Source organism: Micromonospora sp. PTRAS2 (assembly GCF_054052245.1).
Genome location: NZ_JBSWBU010000009.1, coordinates 17,236 through 36,302 on the forward strand (window position 1 = coordinate 17,236; position 19,067 = coordinate 36,302).

The following is a 19,067-nucleotide window of genomic DNA, read 5'->3' on the forward strand; positions in this document are numbered from 1 at the left end:
CACTCCTTCGTGCTGTGCCGCCGGCCGGCGAGGTCGCCGCCGGGATGGGGATCTCAGGCGTAGGTGTCTTTCCGGACGCCGGTGAGGTGCGGCAGGTCCGGGCCGGTGGCGCTCGCGCCGCCGTCGACCAGGTGCACCCCGGCGGTGACGAACGAGGCCCGCTCGCCGGCCAGGAACGCGGCCACCGCCGCGACCTCCTCGGGGCGGGCCAGCCGGCCCAGCGCGCTGTGGTGGCCCATGGCGGCGAGCTGCTGCTCGACGTCGCCGTCGTCGCCGGCGAGCCGGGCGGCGGCCCGCTCCATCGGCGGGGTGCGCACCGAGCCGGGGGCGAGCACGTTGACGGTGATCCCGTCGCGGCCCACGTCCACGGCGAGGCCCTGGGCGAAGCGGACCAGCGCGGCCCGGGTGACCCCGGACAGCAGCAGCGGGGCGATCGGCACGGCGGCGGTCTCCGAGGCGACGAAGAGCAGCCGCCCCCAGCCGGCGGCGCGCAGGTGCGGCAGGGCCGCGAGGGCCAGCCCGACGGCCGGCAGCAGCACCCGGTCGACGGCGGCCCGGTAGTCGGCCGTCTCGAACAGGGTGGCCGGGCCGATCGGCGGGCTGCCGCCGCTGACCAGCAGCACGTGCGCCGCGCCGAGGTCGGCGGCCACCCCGTCGACCCAGCGGCGGGCCGCGTCGGCGTCGGTGACGTCCACGGCGCTGGCGCTGACCCGGCCCTTCGCCACCCCGGCCAGCTCCCGCTCGGCGGCGGCGAGCCGGTCGGGGTCCCGCCCGCAGATCGCCACGTGCGCCCCCTCGGCGGCGAACTCCTTCGCGCAGGCCAGCCCGATGCCGCTGGACCCGCCGGCGACGAGCGCCACCCGTCCTGTGAGCCCCAGATCCACGTCTCCTACCTTCCGCCGGTCGGTGACAGCCGGCCCGCCCCGGCCGACCGGTAGCCGTAGCGGGTGAACAGGGGCTGGGCCAGGGCGGTGGCGGCCAGCCGGTCGGCGGCCGACAGGGTGCGCCGCCACGCCTCGTCGCTGTCGCGGATCACGGTCGGGCCGCTGCGGAACCGGTCGGGGTTGCCGGTCACCGTGTGGTTGGTGCCCAGCTCGACGGTGCGCCCGCGCACCGGGTTGCCGGCCGGGTCGGCCCCGCACAGCCGCAGCAGCGCGTCGATCGTCCCGGCCGGGTCGGCGGCGAACGACTCGTAGCGCAGCAGCATCGACCGCTGCGGGTGCCGCCGGGTGATCGCCGCCGAGGCCAGGTTGAACCCGTGCCAGTACGCGGTGCTGCGCGCCGCCGACATCGCGTACACGTACTGCTTCGGCTCCCGCCAGGAGTGCGCCACGGCGCGCGGGTCGCGCACCAGGTGCACGTAGTAGGGGGTGATCCCGGGCAGGTGCGCCAGCAGCGCCGCCTCCCCGGGAATCTTCGTGGTGTCCACGATGGTGTGCGCGCCGGTGCGTTCGGCGACCGCCCGGTAGACCCGGCCCATCAGCTCGGCGTGGGCGCGGATCTCGCCGTCGTGCAGGCCCCGGCGCAGCACCTGCCAGGTGTGCCGGGTGCGCACCCGGGAGCGCTGGCGGGCGATCACCTGCGCGGCGTGCGCGTCGGCCGACAGGCCGGCGGGCCGCCCGACGGGCAGCACCCGCGACCAGATGTCGCAGGCGGTCAGCTCCCGGCCGCAGCCGCACAGCCCGTTGACGCCCCGGCCGGTCGAGTTCTTCCACAGGAAGTGCAGCTCGCCGACGTGGAAGAAGCCGGGCACCTCGTTGAGGACGTTGCCGATGATGGTGCTGCCGTTGCGGCACCAACCGGTGACGCACAGGACCGTCAGGTCGCTCATGCCGCGCGGGCCTCCGTCCGTTCGCTCGCGGGCCCCCCGGGGCTGCCGGTGCCGCCGTGGCCGCCCGCCGGGCGGCCGATCCACGCCGCCATGGCCGCCGCCGCGACGGCGCAGGCCGCCCCGACGCCGAATACGGCCGGGTAGTCGAGGGTCGCGGCCACCAGGCCCGTCACCGGCCCCCACACCGCGAGCCCCAGATCCCAGAACGAGGTGTACGCCCCGATCGCCGCCCCCTGCCGCGTCGGCTCGGCCCGGTTCATCACCATCAGCGCCAGCGACGGGTGCAGCAGCGAGAAGCCGACGCCGGTGACCACGCCGCCGGCCACGGCGACGGGCAGGTTCGGCGCGAGCGCGACGATCGTCAGGCCGACCGCCTCGCCGGCCGCCGACCAGGCCGCCACCCGGCGGGGGCCCAGCTTGTCGGGCAGGTGGCCGATGACCAGGCGGGTGCCGGCGTACACGGCGCTGAAGCAGCTCAGCACCAGTACGCCGGAGCCGATGCCGCGCGCGTCCAGGTGCAGCACGACGAACGCGGCCAGACCGGCGTACCCGGCGGCGCCGAGGGCGAGCGCCGTGCCGGGCAGCAGCGCCGGGCGCAGCAACAGCCCACCGCCGCCCCCGGATTTCCGTTGCGCGGCGGTCCCGGGCTCTCGGGGCGCTGCGGTACCGGGTTCCCCGTGCGGCACCGGGACCAGGGCGATCAGGGCGGCGGCCAGCAGGGGAGCGGCGGCGGCGAGCGCCCAGACGGCGGTGAAGGAGACCTGTTGCAGGGTCGCGCCGAGGAAGGTGCCGGCGGAGATGCCGCCCCACATGCTCACCCCGTACAGGCCGATGAGCTGGCCCCGGCGGTGGTGCGGGGCGAGCGCCACCGTCCACACCGCCCCGGCGGTGAACAGGGCGGCCTCGCCCGCGCCGAGCAGCAGCCGCACCGCCACCAACGCCGGCACCGCGAGCGGCAGGAAGTAGAGCAGCCCGCCGAGGGCCGCGACGAGCGCGCCGGTGAGCATCACGGTGCGGTGGCCGTACCGGTCGGCGAGCGCGCCGGCGACGGGCCGCACGAGCAGCGCCGTCCCGGCGGTGACCGTGACGACCAGCCCGACGACCAGGTCCCCGGCGGCGTGCCGGTCGCGCAGGAACGCCGGCAGCACCGGGATCACGGCGGTGAGGCCCAGGTAGCCGGCGAAGAGCCCGCCGAAGATGCCGACCAGGGCGGGGCGCGGCACGGCGCGGGCGGGGCTGTCCGTCATCGGCCCACCGGCTCCGCCGCCCCGGCCGGCGCGACCACGGGGCCGGCCGGCCCGGTCGACGGCGGCCCGGCAGGTGCCGCCTCCAGCGCGGCGGCCACCTTGCGCACCGCCCGCACCAGGTCGTCGCAGTCCTCGGGGGTCAGGTTCGACGACAGCGGCACGTCGACGGCCTCGCGCAGGTAGCCGGCGGTGCGCGGCAGCAGCGCCCGGATCGCGTCCACGTCGTCGGTGTCGTACGCGAACCGCCAGTTCCAGAACGCGCGGACGTTGAGGTCGTCGTCGGCGCCGATGTTGCGCGCGTCGATGCCCTCCCGGCACAGCGCGCGGGCGAACCAGCCGGCGTCGCCGCCGGGCACCCGGAACACGAACGCCTCCCCGAGGTACGCCCCGGGGGCGACCGGCCGGCGGATCGCGATGCCCGGCACGTCGGCCAGCGCGGCGGCGACCCGGTCGTAGTTGCGGTGGAACAGCCGCAGCCGCTGCGGCAGCCGGGCCATCTCGGCGCGCAGCAGCGCCGCCCGGATCTCGTCCATGCGCAGGCTGAGCAGGGGCAGGTCGAGGCCGGTCAACGGCGGCTCGGCGTCGGGGAAGTGCCGCCGCAGCCGCCCCTCGTACGCACCGGACAGCGCCACCGCGCGGGCGAACAGCTCGGTGTCGTCGGTGACCAGGAAGCCGCCCTCGCCGCAGTTGAGCGCCTTGTCCGACTGGGTGCTGAACGCGCCGGCCGCCCCGAACGTGCCGAGCTTGCGGCCGCGCAGCTCCGCGCCGAGCGCGGGCACCGCGTCCTCGATCAGCGGCACGCCCATCTCGGCGGCGAACGCGGCGAGGGCCTCGGCGTCGGCGGCGAAACCGCGCATGTGCACCACGAGGATCGCCCGGATCCCCGGATGCCAGCGGCGGCGCAGGTCGTCGAGGTCCATCCGCAGGTCCTCGTCCACCTCGACGAGGAACGGCTGACAGCCGGCCATGACGATCGCGCTCGGCGTGGCGACGAACGTGAACCCGGGGCAGGCGACCAGGGAACCCGGGGGCACCCGGGCCGCCATGATGGCCAGGGCGAGTGCGGCGGTGCCGCTGGACACCGCGAGCGCGTGCCGGGTGCCGAAGAAGCGGCACAGCTCGTCCTCGAACCGGCCGCACTCGGTCTCGTGCTGCGGGCGGTGGTCGTAGCGGAAGTAGAGGTGGCTGCGCACGGCCCGGCAGGCGGCCTCCTCGTCCTCGGGGTGGACGAAGACGGCACCCTTGTCGTACGTGGGCCAGGGGGTGTGCCGGACGGGTGCGCCGCCGTGCAGGGCGAGGCGGTCCTCCGGTCGATCAGGGCGCGCCGCCGGCAGTGGCCGGGGCGGCGCGGGAGCTTCGTCGTTCCCGTTCACCGGCGGACTCCTCGCTCGTTCCTGACGGGTGTTCCGCCGGCTTTTCTCCGACCTGCGGAACGGTGGCCGGCGCGCGTCGTGCGGACAGCACGAATAGCCCCACTGACGTGGGAGAATTCGTCGATCCGGAATCGCGTCAATCGCCGCCCAGTGACAGTCATGATTGCCTTGGGGGTGCGGCCCGTCAACCCGTGTCTTCGGTTCCCGGCGGGCTCCGTCCGGTCGTCGAGGAGGGGTCCGGTGACCGCCGGTCGTCGACCGTGCCGCAGTCGGCCGCTGATGCGTCGTTGAGCTGGGCGGACCTCCTCCGCTACGCCCTCGCGATGATCACCCTCGGTAAGGGCTTCCCGGCGGCATTGCGTGGCGGTCGGAATGCCGACCCCGCAATTCCAATTCCCTAGTGGATAGGCAGCCTTTTCGCCTTCGGTTGGGCGCAAAGTCGGTCAACAGCCATCAATGGCGTGTTGTCCGAGCGGAACCGACTATCTGTCCCCGCGGCGGCAGCCGAATGAATTGCCCGAACGGCACACCCGACCAATGCCTCACCCTGTCCCACCCCGCCTCCGCCCCGCCCCCGCTCGCGCCGTGATCAAGAGAGAAGCGTCAGAGTTGATCTCTGTGTTGACGCAAACCTCTTGAGCGCCGGGGTGGGGAAGGGGTGTGGGGAGTGTGGGGGAGGGGGCAGGGGGTGGGGGCGGGGTTTACTGTTAATAAAGTTTAATTTATGTTCATCGCATGCCTCCGGCGGGCGTGTCGGCCCAGCTCGGCGTGCTGCGCCGACGCCTGCCCCGAAACGAAGGAGCGTCACATGCGTCGAAGAGTCGTCCTCCCGCTGGCGTCGGCGGGGGCCGTCGTCGCCTCCCTGGCCGTCGCGGTGCCCGCCCAGGCGCACGGCTACGTGTCCGGACCGCCGAGCCGGCAGGCGCTCTGCGCCCAGGGCCGCGTCCCCGACTGCGGCCAGATCAGGTACGAGCCGCAGAGCGTCGAGGGCCCGAAGGGGCTGCGCAGTTGCAGCGCCGGTATCGGCCAATTCGCCGTCCTCGACGACGACGCCCGGGGCTGGCCGGCCACCCAGGTCGGCAGCTCCGTCACGTTCACCTGGACCAACACCGCCCGGCACGCCACCAGCAACTGGGAATACTGGATCGGCGGCACCCGGGTCGCCGTCGTCGACGGGGGCGGGCGGCAGCCCGACGCCACCGTCTCGCACACCGTCAACCTGGGCGGCTGGTCGGGCCGGCAGAAGGTGCTCGCCATCTGGAACATCGCCGACACCGCCAACGCCTTCTACTCCTGCGTGGACCTCCAGGTCGGCACCGGCGGCACCCCGACGCCCACCCCCACCCCGACGCCGTCGCCGACGAGGACGGCCACCCCCGCGCCGACCACCCCGGCCCCGACCACCCCCGCGCCGGGCGGCACCTGGACGGCCGGTCAGGCGTACCGGGTGGGCGACCAGGTCACCTACGGCGGCGCGACGTACCGGTGCGTGCAGGCCCACACCGCCCTGCCCGGCTGGGAGCCGCCGAACGTGCCCGCCCTGTGGACCCGGCTCTGACCCGCCGGCGGGTGCGGCCCGGGCTCCCGGGCCGCGCCCGCCGTGCGGCGCTGGCGCTCGCCGCGCTCCTGGTCGCCACCGGCTGCGCGGCGGACCCCGGCCCGACAGCCCCCGCCCCGCCCGCCCCGCCGGCTGCCTCGGCGCCGACGCCCGGCGGGGACTGCGCGCGCTGCGCGCCCGCCCCGGCGGACGTGCCGTTCCTCCGGGCGATGGTGTCCCACCACGACCGGACCCGGGTCGTCGCCGCGGCGGCCACCGGCCGGATCACCGACGTCGAGCTGCGCACCCTCGTCGCCGCCATCGACGTGACCGAGGCCGACGAGCTGGCCACCATGCGGCGCTGGCTCGCCGCGGCCCCCGACGGCGGCGCCACCGCACCGGCGGGCCAGCATCCGCACCACGACGCCCACCACGACGTCCAAGGCACCCAGGGCGCCGCGGCGACCGCCGATCCCGACCTGGCGCGGCTGCGCGCCGCGCCCGCGGGCCGGTTCGACGCCGTACTCGTCGAGGTGCTCACCGCCCACCAGCGGGCCGCCGTCACGCTGGCCCGGGCCCACCTGCCGGTGGCCGTCGGGCCCGAGGTACGCGATCTCGCCGACCGCATCGCCCGCTCGCGCGCCGCGCAGCTCCGGCTGCTGGCCGGGCTCCCGGCGGCCTGACCGGCGGCAAACCGCCCGGGCCCGCCCACGTCACCTGCGGGACGTGTACGGTCCGGCCATGAGCAGCGGTGGGGGTGACGGCGGCGGCGCGGGGGCCGGCGCGTCCCGGGAGGATGCCGGGGTGACGCTGTTGGCGGAGGCCATCCGGGCCGACGGGGTGACGGCGCTGCGCCACGCCGTCACTGCCGCGGCCGGCGCGGCCGGGCTGGCCGACGTCGCCCTGGAGGACTTCGTGCTGGCGGTGCACGAGCTGGTGACCAACGTCGTCCGGCACGGCGGGGGCAGCGGCCGGCTGCGGCTGCGGCGCGACGGCGACCTGCTGACCTGCGAGATCAGCGACGACGGCCCCGGCCTCGGCGACGTACGCGTCGCGCTGCCCGCGCCCCACGAGGTCGGCCACCGTGGCCTGTGGCTGGCCCAGCAGCTCACCGACGGCCTGGAGATCCGGGCCGACGGACGCGGCACCACCGCCTGGGTCAGCGCCCGCCTGCCGGCCCCGGCGGCCGACCGCCGCTGACGACCCGCCGGCCGCCCCCGATGCGGCTTGGGTGACCTTCCGGGCATACTTGCGCGGGTTTGGTGTCGCTGCCGGGCGGGCGGGCCGTCGGGCGGGTCGCGGTGCGGGGGGTTGCGATGGTCGAGCGGTCGGCGGCACGGCACGGTGGCGCGACGCCCCACACGCCCCCCGGCCCGGTGACCGATCCCGGGCTGCGGCAGCTGCTGGCCGGCCTGACCGCGGTCCGCGACGGCGACTTCGGCACCCGGCTGCCGGAGGACGGCGACGGCCTGCTCGGCGAGATAGCCACCGTCTTCAACGGCATGGTCGACCAGCTGTCGCTGTTCACCTCCGAGGTGACCCGGGTGGCCCGCGAGGTGGGCACCGAGGGTCAGCTCGGCGGGCAGGCCGAGGTGCCCGGCGTGTCGGGCACCTGGAAGGACCTCACGGACTCCGTCAACGCGATGGCCGGCAACCTCACCGACCAGGTCCGCGACATCGCCGAGGTGGCGACGGCGGTGGCGCGGGGCGACCTGTCGCAGAAGATCACCGTGGACGTGCGCGGCGAGATCCTGGAGCTGAAGGTCACGATCAACACGATGGTGGACCAGTTGTCGTCGTTCGCCGATGAGGTGACCCGGGTGGCCCGGGAGGTCGGCAGCGAGGGCCGCCTCGGCGGGCAGGCCGAGGTGCCCGGAGTGGCCGGCACCTGGCGGGACCTCACCGACTCGGTGAACTTCATGGCCGGCAACCTGACCAGCCAGGTCCGCAACATCGCGCAGGTGACCACGGCGGTGGCGCGGGGCGACCTGTCGCAGAAGATCACCGTGGACGCCCGGGGCGAGATCCTGGAGCTGAAGAGCACGATCAACACGATGGTGGACCAGTTGTCGTCGTTCGCCGACGAGGTGACCCGGGTCGCCCGGGAGGTCGGCACCGACGGCCGTCTCGGCGGCCAGGCGCAGGTCAGCGGCGTCGCCGGCACCTGGCGGGACCTGACGGACTCCGTCAACTCGATGGCCGGCAACCTCACCGACCAGGTCCGCAGCATCGCGCAGGTGGCCACGGCGGTCGCGCGCGGCGACCTGTCGCAGAAGATCACCGTCACCGCGCACGGCGAGATCCTGGAGCTGAAGAGCACGATCAACACCATGGTGGACCAGTTGTCGTCGTTCGCCGACGAGGTGACCCGGGTCGCCCGGGAGGTCGGCACCGAGGGCCGCCTCGGCGGGCAGGCCGACGTCAAGGGCGTCTCCGGCACCTGGAAGGACCTCACCGAGTCGGTGAACGTCATGGCCGACAACCTCACCGCCCAGGTGCGCAGCATCGCCGAGGTCACCACGGCGGTGGCCAAGGGCGACCTGACGCAGAAGATCCGGGTCGACGCCCGGGGCGAGATCCTGGCCCTGAAGGAGACCATCAACACGATGGTCGACCAGCTCTCGGCGTTCGCCGACGAGGTGACCCGGGTGGCCCGGGAGGTGGGCACGGAGGGGCGGCTCGGCGGGCAGGCCCGGGTGTCCAACGTCGGCGGCACCTGGAAGGACCTCACCGACAACGTCAACGAGATGGCCAACAACCTCACCAACCAGGTGCGCTCGATCGCGCTGGTGGCCACGGCCGTCGCGCAGGGCGACCTCAGCCGCAAGATCACGGTGGAGGCGAAGGGCGAGGTGGCCGTGCTCGCCCAGACCATCAACACGATGGTGGACACCCTCGGCGCGTTCGCCGACGAGGTGACCCGGGTGGCCCGGGAGGTGGGCACGGAGGGGCGGCTCGGCGGGCAGGCCCGGGTGCCCAACGTGGCCGGCACCTGGAAGGACCTCACCGACAACGTCAACTCGATGGCCAACAACCTCACCGGCCAGGTCCGCAACATCGCCCAGGTGACGACGGCCGTGGCCCAGGGCGACCTGACCCGCAAGATCGACGTGGACGCCCGGGGCGAGATCCTGGAGCTGAAGACGACCATCAACACGATGGTCGACCAGCTCTCGTCGTTCGCGGCCGAGGTGACCCGGGTGGCCCGCGAGGTGGGCAGCGAGGGGCGGCTCGGCGGGCAGGCCGAGGTCGAGGGCGTCTCCGGCACCTGGAAGCGGCTCACCGAGAACGTCAACGAGCTGGCCGGCAACCTCACCCGGCAGGTCCGCGCCATCGCCGAGGTGACCAGCGCGGTGGCCACCGGCGACCTGACCCGCTCGATCACCGTCGACGCCTCCGGCGAGGTGGCCGAGCTGAAGGACAACATCAACTCCATGGTGGAGTCGCTGCGCGAGACCACCCGGATGAACCAGGAGCAGGACTGGCTCAAGACCAACCTGGCCCGGATCTCCGGCCTCATGCAGGGCCACCGGGACCTGGAGGTCGTCGCGGGGCTGGTGATGGACGAGCTGGCACCGCTGGTCTCCGCCCAGCTCGGCACGTTCCTGCTGGTCGAGGACGGTGCCGGGGAGCCCACCCTGCGGGTGGTCGGCGGGTACGGTCACCGCGCCTCCGGCCGTCGCTTCACCCTCGGCGACTCCCTCGTCGGGCAGGCCGCCGCGAGCCGGCGGGCCATCGTGGTCGACGCCGTGCCGGCCGACTACGTCACCGTCTCCTCCAGCCTCGGCGCGGCGACGCCCCGGCACCTGGTGGTGCTGCCGATCCCCTTCGAGGACCAGGTGCTCGGGGTGATCGAGCTGGCCAGCATGAGCCGGTTCACCGAGACGCACCGTAACTTCCTCGACCAGTTGATGGAGACCATCGGCGTCAACGTCAACACCATCGTCGCCAACGCCCGCACCGACGTGCTGCTCACCGAGTCCCAGCGGCTCGCCGCCGAGCTGCGGGCCCGCTCCGAGGAGTTGCAGGCCCGCTCCGAGGAACTCCAGCGCTCCAACGCCGAACTGGAGGACAAGGCGGCGCTGCTGGCCCGGCAGAACCACGACATCGAGACCAAGAACTCGGAGATCGAGCAGGCCCGCCAGGAGCTGGAGGCCCGCGCCCAGCAGCTCGCGCTGGCCTCGAAGTACAAGTCGGAGTTCCTCGCCAACATGAGCCACGAGCTGCGTACGCCGCTGAACTCGCTGCTCATCCTGGCGCAGCTGCTGGCGCAGAACCCCAACCGCAACCTCACCGCGAAGCAGGTCGAGTACGCCACCGTCATCCACTCCGCCGGCACCGACCTGCTCCAGCTGATCAACGACATCCTCGACCTGTCCAAGGTCGAGGCCGGGAAGATGGACGTCAACCCGGAGACGTTCGCGCTGAGCGAGCTGCGCGACTACGTCGACGCGACGTTCCGGCCGCTGACCACGCCGCGTGGCCTGGAGCTGGACATCAGCACAGGCCCGGACGTGCCGCAGTGGCTGCACACCGACGAGCAGCGGCTGCGGCAGGTGCTGCGTAACCTCGTCTCCAACGCGGTCAAGTTCACCGAGCAGGGCCGGGTGCAGCTGCGCATCGAGCGGGCCCGCCCCGACGAACTGCCCGAGGGGTTCACCCCGGGGGAGACCGTGCTGGCGTTCCGGGTCGTCGACACCGGCATCGGCATCGCCGAGCAGCACCTCACCGCCATCTTCGACGCCTTCCAGCAGGCCGACGGCACCACCAGCCGCCGCTACGGCGGCACGGGGCTGGGCCTGTCCATCAGCCGGGAGATCGCCCACCTGCTCGGCGGCCGGATCACCGCCCGCAGTGTCCTCGGCCGGGGCAGCAGCTTCACCCTCTACCTGCCGGCCACGCTCACGGGCCCGGTCGCCCCCGGGACCCCGCCCACGTCCCCCGTCCCGCCAGCCGCCGCGTCCTCCGCCGCGGCCCTCGCCGCCCTCGCCGGCCGCGCGGGGCTCGACCTGGCGGCGGGGCCGCACCCGGTCACCGCGCCGGCCGGGGAGCCGCCGGTCGGGCCGCGGCGGGTCCTGGTCCTCGAACACCACGACAAGGGGCTGCTGACCATGCTGGTCCACGGCGTGACGGCCGGGCTGGCCGGTCCGCCGGTCGAGGTCGCCACCGCGCTGGACGCCCCGGCCGCGCTGGAGGCCGTGGCGCAGCACCGGCACCAGTGCCTGGTCGTCCACCTCGACCTGCCGGACGACAGCGGGGCGGTGCTCCTGCGGGCGCTGCACGACGCCCCCGCGCACCGGGGCGTGCCCGTGCTGGCGTACCACGCGCGCCCGCTGGCGGCCGGCCAGGAGGCACTGCTGCGGGCGGTGGCCGGCGACCGTCCCCTGGAGATCCTCGGCAGCCTGGACGACCTGCGGGAGCGGATCGTCCTGCACCTGTCGGCGGACGCCGCCGGCCACGTGGTGCCCCTCGCCCGGCCCCTGCCTCCGGCCGCCGCACCCGGGGAGGGCTTCGGCGTCGGCCTCGCCGGCCGCAAGGTGCTGGTGGTCGACGACGACGCCCGCAACGTCTTCGCCCTGACCAACATCCTGGAACTGCACGGCCTCGACGTGGTCTACGCCGAGAACGGCCGCAAGGGCATCGAGACGCTGATGCGCCACGACGACATCGACCTCGTGCTGATGGACGTGATGATGCCGGAGATGGACGGGTACGCCGCCACCGCCGCGATCCGCGCCATGCCGCGCTACGCGGACCTGCCGATCATCGCGGTCACCGCCAAGGCGATGCGCGGCGACCGGGAGAAGAGCCTCACCTCCGGTGCCAGCGACTACGTCACCAAGCCGGTGGACGCCGAGGACCTGCTGCACTGCATCCACCGCTGGCTCGACGGCTGACGCCCCCGTCCCGTTCGGCGGGGCGCCGCGCGGGGGCCCCGGGCCGGTGCGGGGTCGCGCGCGCCGGGTCACGCGCGCCGGGTCACGCGCGCCGGGTCGCGCGTGCCGGGTCGCGTGTGCGGGGGCACGCATGCGGGGGCGCGCGCCGGGTCGCCGACATGGCGGCATCGGGGCGCGGGGATACCGCCACCTCGCCGACATCCGCGCCGGAGGTCCGGCGGCGCGGGCACAATGCCGGGGTGAACGAGCGACGGGTGAGCCTCGACGACCTGGGCGCGTGGCTGGTCAAGGGCAATGCCGACCGGGTCGACCTCGCGGCCCGGTTCCGGCGCGACCCCCGCGTCGAGAGCTGGTGCGTACGCCCCGGCTACCGGGCCCGCCTGATGCGACCCGGCCAGCCGGTGGTGCTGTGGGCCAGTGGCAGCCGGGGCCGACTGCCGTACGGGGTCTGGGGCGTGGGCCGCGTCGCCGCCCCGCCGGTCGTGGACCGCGACGGGGGATGGTCCGTGCCGCTGGACCTGACCGTCCTCGCCGAAGCGGACCGGGTGCCCCGGCACCGGCTGCGCGCCGACGCGCGGCTGGGCGGGCTGGAGGTGCTCCGCCAGCCGCAGGCGGCCAACCCGTCGTACCTCACCGTCGCCCAGTTCGCCGCACTCCGCGACCACCTTCCGCCCCACTGACCGCCCCGCCCGATCAGTCGGAAACCGGACGCGCGACGAAGATGCAGCGGGGTTACGGCGTGGCTACCATGTGTCGACGCCTTCCGAGCAGAGAGGTCGGCCCGCGTGCGTTGTCCCGCTGTCCGCTCCGCCCCGGCCGTGGTTGCCGTGGCGTCGCGGCGTGCCGGGGCCCCGTCGGCCCCCGGGCCGGCCCGACTGTGGCGGCGGGCCGGGCTGCTGCTGGCGGCGGTGGGTGCGGGCGTCGTCACGGCGGTCCTGTTCTCCGGCCCGGCGGCGGCACGTGAGGACTCGGGGCCACCCCGTCACGCCGACCCGCTCGCCGCCGCCCTCGCGCCCGGCGACGCCGGCCGACCGCGCCTCGCGTCGCCCGACCGGCCGCGTCCCGGCTCGTCCCTGCGGGATCCCGCGCGGCCCGACCGGGAGCGGCCCGTCCCGACCGGCCCGCTGCGCGGGGTGCTCCGACCGGCCCCGTCGCCTCCGGACGCCTCCACCCCCGCCCCGTCCGACCCCGCCCCGGCGAAGCCCGCCCCGGCCGATCCCGAGCCGGACAGGCCGTCCGGGCCGAGCAAGCCGTCCGAACCGTCCGAGCCTGCGCCGGCCACACCGTCCGAGCCCGCGCCACCCGTGCCGGCCGAGCCCGCGCCGGCGTCGGACCGACCCGCTGTCGACCCCGTCTCCGGTGGACCGGGGGGTCCGGGCACGTCGCCCGGCGGGGTGGCGGTCACGCCGGGCGGACCGGCCGCGCCGGACGCCGCACCGCAGCACCCCGCCGTCCCGCCCGCCGGCTCGCTTCCCGCGCTGCCGTCCGGGGAGCCGGGGCGGGGCGGTGACGGGCGGCTCGCGCACTGCCTGCCGGAGGTCGTCGGCGACCTGACGAGTTCCCTCGGCGCCCTGCTCGCCTCGACCCTCTCCGGGGTCAACCAGCATCTCGTGGCCCCGATCCTGGGCCTGGTGGGCAACCTGCTCTCGCCGGTGCTGCCGGTGCTTCCCCTGGTCCCGTCCGATCCCGCCGACCCGACGGGGTCGGCGCCGCCGCGCGCGGGGCCGACACCCGGGGGCGGGCCGGTCGACCCGGTGGACGCCCCGGCGGTGGTACCCGGTGGTGAAGCGCCGTCCGCGTTCCCGCCCGTGCGGTCCGCCGTCGCGGCCGAGGCCCCGACCGGGACGTTCCTGGCCGCGTGGCCGGCCGCCCCGGTCGGTGCGTCGTCGGATTCGTCGTCCGGGTCCGTCCGGGCGGCGGCGGGGCCGACGTCGGCGGGTGGCCCGAGCCGACCCGTGTCGCCCACGGACGACCGCGCCGACGACCCGCGCACCGGGTCCGGGCCCACGCCCGCAGCGGCCGAGGCCCCGCGCTCGCCCGTGAGCGCGGTCGGCCAGCACCGCACCGCCCTCCCGCCCGCCTCGGCCCACGGCCGGGCTCCGGGAGTCGCCGCCCGTCCCGGCTGAGGTCTCGGCAGGGCCCGTCCCGCGGTCGCCGGCTCTGTGCCGTGCCGCACCGCCGACGTGGCCGTACGGGGCCTGTGGGCGTCCACCAGGGACCGCCGCGGGCCGACGCTGCCCGTTCCGCGCACACCGACCCCCACCCCGCCCGCCCCGAGCCGGCGTGGCCGGGCCGGCGTGCCGCGTATCCGAGATCGGAGATCCGTGGTGATCCACGTCGTCGTGGCCGAGGACATGGGACTGCTGCGCAGCGCGCTGTGCGCCGCGCTGTCGAGTGAGGAGGACATCGAGGTGATCGCCGACGCCGCCGACGTCGGCGACCTGTGGGCGGTGCTGCGCCGGGAACGTCCCGACGTGCTGGTGCTGGACCTGAAGCCGGAGCTGCCCGAGTCGGCGGAGGTGGTGGCCAAGGTGGTCGCCGAGGCGCCGGGGACGGCCGTGCTGGCGATGAGCCACCGGTGGAGCCCGCCGCTGGTGGAGGCGGCCCTGGCGGCCGGGGCGCGCGGCCTGGTCAGCAAGGACGTCGCGTTGCCGGAACTGGTCCGCGCCGTCCGCACGACCGCCGCCGGGGAGCGGGTGATCGACCCGTCCGCCGCCGTCGCGGTGCTCAGCCCACCGGTCAACCCGCTCACCCGGCGGGAGCGGGAGGTGCTGCGGGAGGCGGCCGAGGGCGTACCGCTGAAGGAGATCGCCCGCCGGCTCTTCCTGGCCCACGGGACGGTGCGCAACCACCTGTCGGCGATCCTGCACAAGACGGGTGCCCGCAACCGGATGGAGGCGGTCCGCCTGGCGCAACGGGAGGGATGGTTGTAGACGTGCCGAACGGGGTACCGACGGAGCGATCCGGTACCCCGTTCGCTCGTCGAGCGATGCATTGTGATTCGTGTTTGAATGTTCACGATCTGTGATGCGCCGAGACGCCTGGGAGAGGTCCAACGTGATCCGTACCCTGCTCGCCCTGGACGGTGCCCTGGTCCGGGGCGCGTTGTCGCTCGTCCTCGCAGCCGAGGAGGACATCCACGTGGTGGGGGAGGTGGGCCGCGGCGACGCGGTCGACCAGGCCGTGCGTGCCGGCCGGCCGGACGTCGCCGTGGTGGATTTCGATCTGATCAACGAGGGCCGGGCGATGGTGGACCCGGCGACGGCGCAGCCGTGTCCGCTGCTGGTGCTCGCCGACCCGCGCCGCGCCCGGGGCCTGCACGGGGTGTTCGCCCCGGGGCGCACCGTCGGCATCCTCGCCAGCGACGTGGCGCCGCAGCGGGTGGTCGACGGGGTCCGTCGCCTCGCCCGCCGGGAGTCGGTGGTCGACGCCGAGCTCGTCATGGCGGCGCTCGCCGCCGACTGCCCGCTGACCGCCCGGGAGACCGAGGTGCTGCGGCTGACCGCCGCCGGCGCACCGGTCGCCGAGGTGGCGGGGTCGCTGCGGCTGTCCTGCGGCACCGTCCGCAACCACCTCGGGCGGATCGCCCGCAAGACCGGGGCCCGCACCCGGATCGAGGCGGTCCGGTTCGCCCGCGAGTCCGGCTGGATCTGAGGCGCGCCGCCGGCCGGCCGCCGGCGGCCCGGGGCGGTCAGCTCCGGGCGGCGGCGGTCGGCCGGTCGTCCCAGTGGCCGACGAGCTCCCGGTACGTCGCCGACCGGGCCAGCAGCTCCTCGTGGGTGCCGAGCACCGGCCGCGCCCCGTCGAGCACCAGCACCCGGCGGGCCCGGACGGCCGAGCTGATCCGGTGGGCGATCACCACCAGCGTGCCGGGTCGCCGGGCGAACGCCTCCTCGACCCGTGCCTCGGTCGGCGGGTCCAGGTGGCAGGTCGCCTCGTCGAGGAGCACCAGCGGGGCGGGGGAGAGGTACGCCCGCACCGCGGCGATCAGCTGCCGTTCGCCGGCCGAGAGCGCCGCCGGCGTCACCTCCCCGGCCAGCCCGCCGAGCCGGGCGGCGAGCGGGCCCGCGCCGAGGGCGTCGAGGGCGGCGGTGACCGTGGCGTCGTCGGCGTCGGGCCGCAGGTAGCGCAGGTTGTCGGCGAGCGATCCCGTGAAGACGTACGCCTCCTGGGGCACCAGCACCCGCAGCCGGGCCTGTACCTCCGGCGGGGCGTCGGCGACCGGGACCCCGCCGAGGCGGACGGTGCCGGCCTGCGGCGCGAGCAGCCCGGACAGCAGCGCGGCCAGGGTGGACTTGCCCGCCCCGCTGGGCCCCACCACGGCGAGGTGCTCCCCGGCGGACAGCGTCACGCCTGCGTCGTCGAGCACCGGCCGCGCCGCGACGCCGTACCGGAAGGTCAGCCCCCGGGCGCAGACGGCGGGCGTCCCGTCGTCGGGCGGGACGGGCGCGGCGTCGGGCCGCCCCACCGGCGGCTCGCCCGCCTCGTCGGGGCAGGTCCGCAGGATGCGGTCGAGGGTGACCACGTAGCGCAGGCCGCCACCCCCGACGCCCTGCACCAGCGCGTGCAGGGCGGGCTGGAGACCGGTGGAGACGTACACCAGGGCCCCGAGCACCGCGCCGGCGGTGAGGCCCCGGTCGACGAGCCAGGGCGCGGCGAGCAGCAGCACCGCCAGCGGCAGCCAGCCGCCGAGGCCGAGGCTGAGGCTGCGCACGGCGGCCATCCGGGCCAGCGTGCGCTCGGCGGCGGCCTGGTCGGCCACCCGCGCGCCCACGTCGGCGACGACCCGCCCGGCCGCGCCGCAGGCCCGCACGTCCCGGTGCCCGGCCAGCGCGGCGGAGGCGGCCCGGCCCAGCTCCTCCCCGGCGCGCACGTACCGGCGCTGCTGCCCCGCCATCGCCGGGAGCGCGGCGAGGAACACGACCATCCCCGCGACGAGGGGCGCGGCGACCAGCGCCGCGACCATCGGGTCGAGGGCGAGCAGCCCGATCAACGCCGCGCCGGCGGCGAACAGGAACCCCCGGGTCACCATGAGCAGGCCGGCGAAGGTGTCGCGGACCAGCTCCACCTGGTGGGTGAGCCGGGCCGCGGCGGCGCTGTCGGGGCGTCCGCCGGGCCGGGTCGCGTCGTGCAGGGCGGCCCGGACCACCCGGGCGGCCAGGTCGTCGCGGAACGGTTCGACCACCGCGCCGAGGCTGCGGTACGTCCGGCCGGTCGCCACCGCCCCCACGAGCACCGCCGCGCCCAGCGCCGCCAGCCAGCCGAGCCCCGCGCCGAGCCGACCGGCCAGGAAGCCCCCGTCGACGGCCCGCGCCACCAGGGCCCCCGACAACAGCGCCGGCAGCGCCTCCACGGCCGACCAGCCGGCCAGCCGCACCACGGCCGCGCGCCGGGCGCGCAGCGCCGCCCACGTCGCCCGCCGAACCCCGGGGGTGCCCGCGTCGGAGGTGTCCCGCGCGCTCACCCGGCGTCCCCGTCCGCGCGGAAGACCGCCCGGTACGCCGGGTCCGCCCAGAGCCGGGCGTGCGGGGCGACGGCGCGCAGCCGGCCGCCGTCGAGCCACGCCACCAGGTCGGCCGCCGCCGCCGTGGCGGCCCGGTGGGTGACCACGATGCGGGTACGCCCGCCCGGCCGCCCCGTCACCGCCCGGGAGATCCGATGCTCGGTGACGGTGTCCAGGCTGGACGTGGCGTCGTCGAGGATCAGCAGCCGCCGCGCCCCGGCGAACGCCCGGGCCAGCCCGAGGCGCTGCGCCTCGCCGCCGGAGAACGGCGCGTCGGCCAGCGGGGTGCGGAAACCCTGCGGCAGCCGGGCGACGACGTCGTCCACGGCGGCCGCCTCGGCGGCCCGCCGCACGGCGACCGTCGCGGGGGAGCCGTCGGCAGGGGGCGCGGCCTGCTGCGGGGGCAGCGCCAGGCCGACCGCGTCGTGCACGGTCGCGCCGACCAGGGCGGGGCGGTCGAAGGCGTACCCGACGGCGCGGCGCAGCTCGGCCGGGTCGAGCCGGGGCAGCGGCACCCCGTCGAGCCGCACCTGACCGGCGTCGGGGTCGTGCAGCCGGCCGGCGACGGCGGCGAGGGTGGACTTGCCGGCGCCGGAGGGGCCGACCACCGCCACCGTCGCGCCGGCCGGGACGCTCAGGTCGACGCCGTCGAGGACGGGCCGGCCGTCGTCGCCGCGCACGGTCACGCCGTGCAGCCGCAGCGCCCCCGTGCCCGGCGGCAGCGGGGCGTCGCCGTCGGCCGGTGCCGGCAGGGCCAGCAGCTCGCCGACGCGGGCGGCCCCGGAGCGGCTGCGCACGAGCCGGTTCAGGGTGGCCAGCACCGCGCCCAGGCCCGCCCCGGTCGCCGCGTAGCGGACCGCCGAGACGAGCTGACCGGGGGTGAGCCAGCCGACGGTCAGGGCGTACCCGCCGACGGCGATCACGGCCAGTTGCAGCAGCGGCGCCACGGCGGCCGTGCGGGCGCTGGCCCGGGCCAGCAGCTCCCAGCCGCGCCGGCCGTGCCCGCCCAGCTCCGGCAGGGCCGCGAGCACCCGGCCCTGCTCCCGCCGCCGGGACCCGGCGGCGGCGATGGTCCGCGCGCCCGCGAGGGACTCCAGCAGCCGGCCGGCGATCCGGTTCAGGGCCTTCTGGTAGCCGGCGGTGGCCGCCGACGCGTCGGTGACGAACGCGCGCATCAGGCCACCGAGCAGCAGGAGGCCGGCGAGCAGGGTGACCCCCAGCGCCGGCTCGATCAGGGTGAGCGCGACGACGCTGCCCAGCGGGGGCAGCAGCGCGATCGCGCCCAGCACGACGGTGTTGCCGGCCTGGCCGGCGTCGGCGGCCTGCCCGACGAGCCGGCCCACCAGGTCGCCGACCGGATACCGGCGGGCGGCGCGCACGTCGAGGGCGAACAGGTGCCGCAGCAGCCGGCCGCGCAGCCGGGCGGTGGCGCGGGCGGCGCCGTAGCCGGCGGCCAGGTCGCCGAGGGTGTCGGTGGTGACGAGCACGGCGACCAGGGCGCAGACGGCCACCGGCCACCAGCGGCTGCCGCCGGTCAGGGCGGCGTCGACGGCGAGGCCGAGCGCCGCCGGCAGCAGCAGCTCGGCGACGGCTCCGGTCAGGGTGACCGCGCCCAGCGCCCAGGCCCAGCCCCCGGCATCGCGGGCGGCCTGACGGAACGGCCCCTCGCCCCTGCGCAT

At 76.2% G+C, this 19,067-nt stretch carries 14 protein-coding genes; 8 read left to right on the plus strand and 6 right to left on the minus strand.

Features of this window, described 5'->3' with window-relative positions; genetic code table 11:
- Window positions 1-53: 53 nt before the first annotated feature.
- From ACVMYR_RS24565 to ACVMYR_RS24580, 4 genes are read right to left on the minus strand one after another with little or no spacing between them, the layout of a single operon-like run.
- Window positions 54-884 carry an SDR family NAD(P)-dependent oxidoreductase gene (locus ACVMYR_RS24565; protein WP_457122865.1) on the minus strand — a complete coding sequence of 277 codons (831 nt, stop codon included), beginning with the start codon at window positions 882-884 and terminating at the stop codon, window positions 54-56.
- A 5-nt stretch (window positions 885-889) separates the two neighbouring features.
- The gene (locus ACVMYR_RS24570) at window positions 890-1,831 is read right to left on the minus strand and encodes a sulfotransferase (protein ID WP_457122866.1); all 942 of its coding nucleotides are present in this window, start codon (window positions 1,829-1,831) and stop codon (window positions 890-892) included.
- Window positions 1,828-3,078, minus strand: coding sequence for an MFS transporter (locus ACVMYR_RS24575; RefSeq protein ID WP_457122867.1), 1,251 nt, complete (start codon window positions 3,076-3,078; stop codon window positions 1,828-1,830). The genes ACVMYR_RS24570 and ACVMYR_RS24575 overlap by 4 nt, the downstream gene beginning before the upstream one ends.
- Window positions 3,075-4,451, minus strand: coding sequence for a DegT/DnrJ/EryC1/StrS family aminotransferase (locus tag ACVMYR_RS24580; RefSeq protein WP_457122868.1), 1,377 nt, complete (start codon window positions 4,449-4,451; stop codon window positions 3,075-3,077). The genes ACVMYR_RS24575 and ACVMYR_RS24580 overlap by 4 nt, the downstream gene beginning before the upstream one ends.
- An 808-nt stretch (window positions 4,452-5,259) precedes the next feature.
- Between ACVMYR_RS24580 and ACVMYR_RS24585 the strand changes: the two genes are divergently transcribed.
- The 8 genes from ACVMYR_RS24585 (at window position 5,260) to ACVMYR_RS24620 (ending at window position 15,539) form a co-directional block, all read left to right on the plus strand.
- Entirely contained in the window at window positions 5,260-6,009 is a 750-nt protein-coding gene (locus ACVMYR_RS24585; RefSeq protein WP_228986851.1) for a lytic polysaccharide monooxygenase, read from the plus strand.
- Entirely contained in the window at window positions 5,994-6,671 is a 678-nt protein-coding gene (locus ACVMYR_RS24590) for a DUF305 domain-containing protein (RefSeq protein WP_457122869.1), read from the plus strand. The genes ACVMYR_RS24585 and ACVMYR_RS24590 overlap by 16 nt, the downstream gene beginning before the upstream one ends.
- 58 nt (window positions 6,672-6,729) lie before the next feature.
- On the plus strand, window positions 6,730-7,188 hold the full coding sequence (locus ACVMYR_RS24595) for an ATP-binding protein (RefSeq protein WP_077937731.1): 459 nt from the start codon (window positions 6,730-6,732) through the stop codon (window positions 7,186-7,188).
- Between the two features lie 176 nt (window positions 7,189-7,364).
- Complete coding sequence (locus tag ACVMYR_RS24600; RefSeq protein WP_457122870.1) at window positions 7,365-11,885, plus strand: HAMP domain-containing protein; 4,521 nt, start codon at window positions 7,365-7,367, stop codon at window positions 11,883-11,885.
- Between the two features lie 239 nt (window positions 11,886-12,124).
- Window positions 12,125-12,565: a hypothetical protein gene (locus tag ACVMYR_RS24605; protein ID WP_457122871.1), complete on the plus strand. Its 441-nt coding sequence runs from the start codon at window positions 12,125-12,127 to the stop codon at window positions 12,563-12,565.
- A 147-nt stretch (window positions 12,566-12,712) separates the two neighbouring features.
- The gene (locus ACVMYR_RS24610; RefSeq protein ID WP_457122872.1) at window positions 12,713-14,011 is read left to right on the plus strand and encodes a hypothetical protein; all 1,299 of its coding nucleotides are present in this window, start codon (window positions 12,713-12,715) and stop codon (window positions 14,009-14,011) included.
- A 201-nt stretch (window positions 14,012-14,212) separates the two neighbouring features.
- Window positions 14,213-14,818: a response regulator transcription factor gene (locus tag ACVMYR_RS24615; protein ID WP_387162971.1), complete on the plus strand. Its 606-nt coding sequence runs from the start codon at window positions 14,213-14,215 to the stop codon at window positions 14,816-14,818.
- 124 nt (window positions 14,819-14,942) lie between these two features.
- Window positions 14,943-15,539, plus strand: a complete 597-nt coding sequence (locus ACVMYR_RS24620) for a response regulator transcription factor (RefSeq protein ID WP_043964639.1) — start codon at window positions 14,943-14,945, stop codon at window positions 15,537-15,539.
- Window positions 15,540-15,576: 37 nt separating this feature from the next.
- On the opposite strand, the gene ACVMYR_RS24625 is transcribed toward ACVMYR_RS24620, so the two are convergent.
- Window positions 15,577-17,349, minus strand: a complete 1,773-nt coding sequence (locus ACVMYR_RS24625; RefSeq protein WP_457122873.1) for an ATP-binding cassette domain-containing protein — start codon at window positions 17,347-17,349, stop codon at window positions 15,577-15,579.
- Complete coding sequence (locus ACVMYR_RS24630) at window positions 17,346-19,067, minus strand: ATP-binding cassette domain-containing protein (RefSeq protein ID WP_457122874.1); 1,722 nt, start codon at window positions 19,065-19,067, stop codon at window positions 17,346-17,348. Before ACVMYR_RS24630 ends, ACVMYR_RS24625 begins: the two co-directional genes overlap by 4 nt.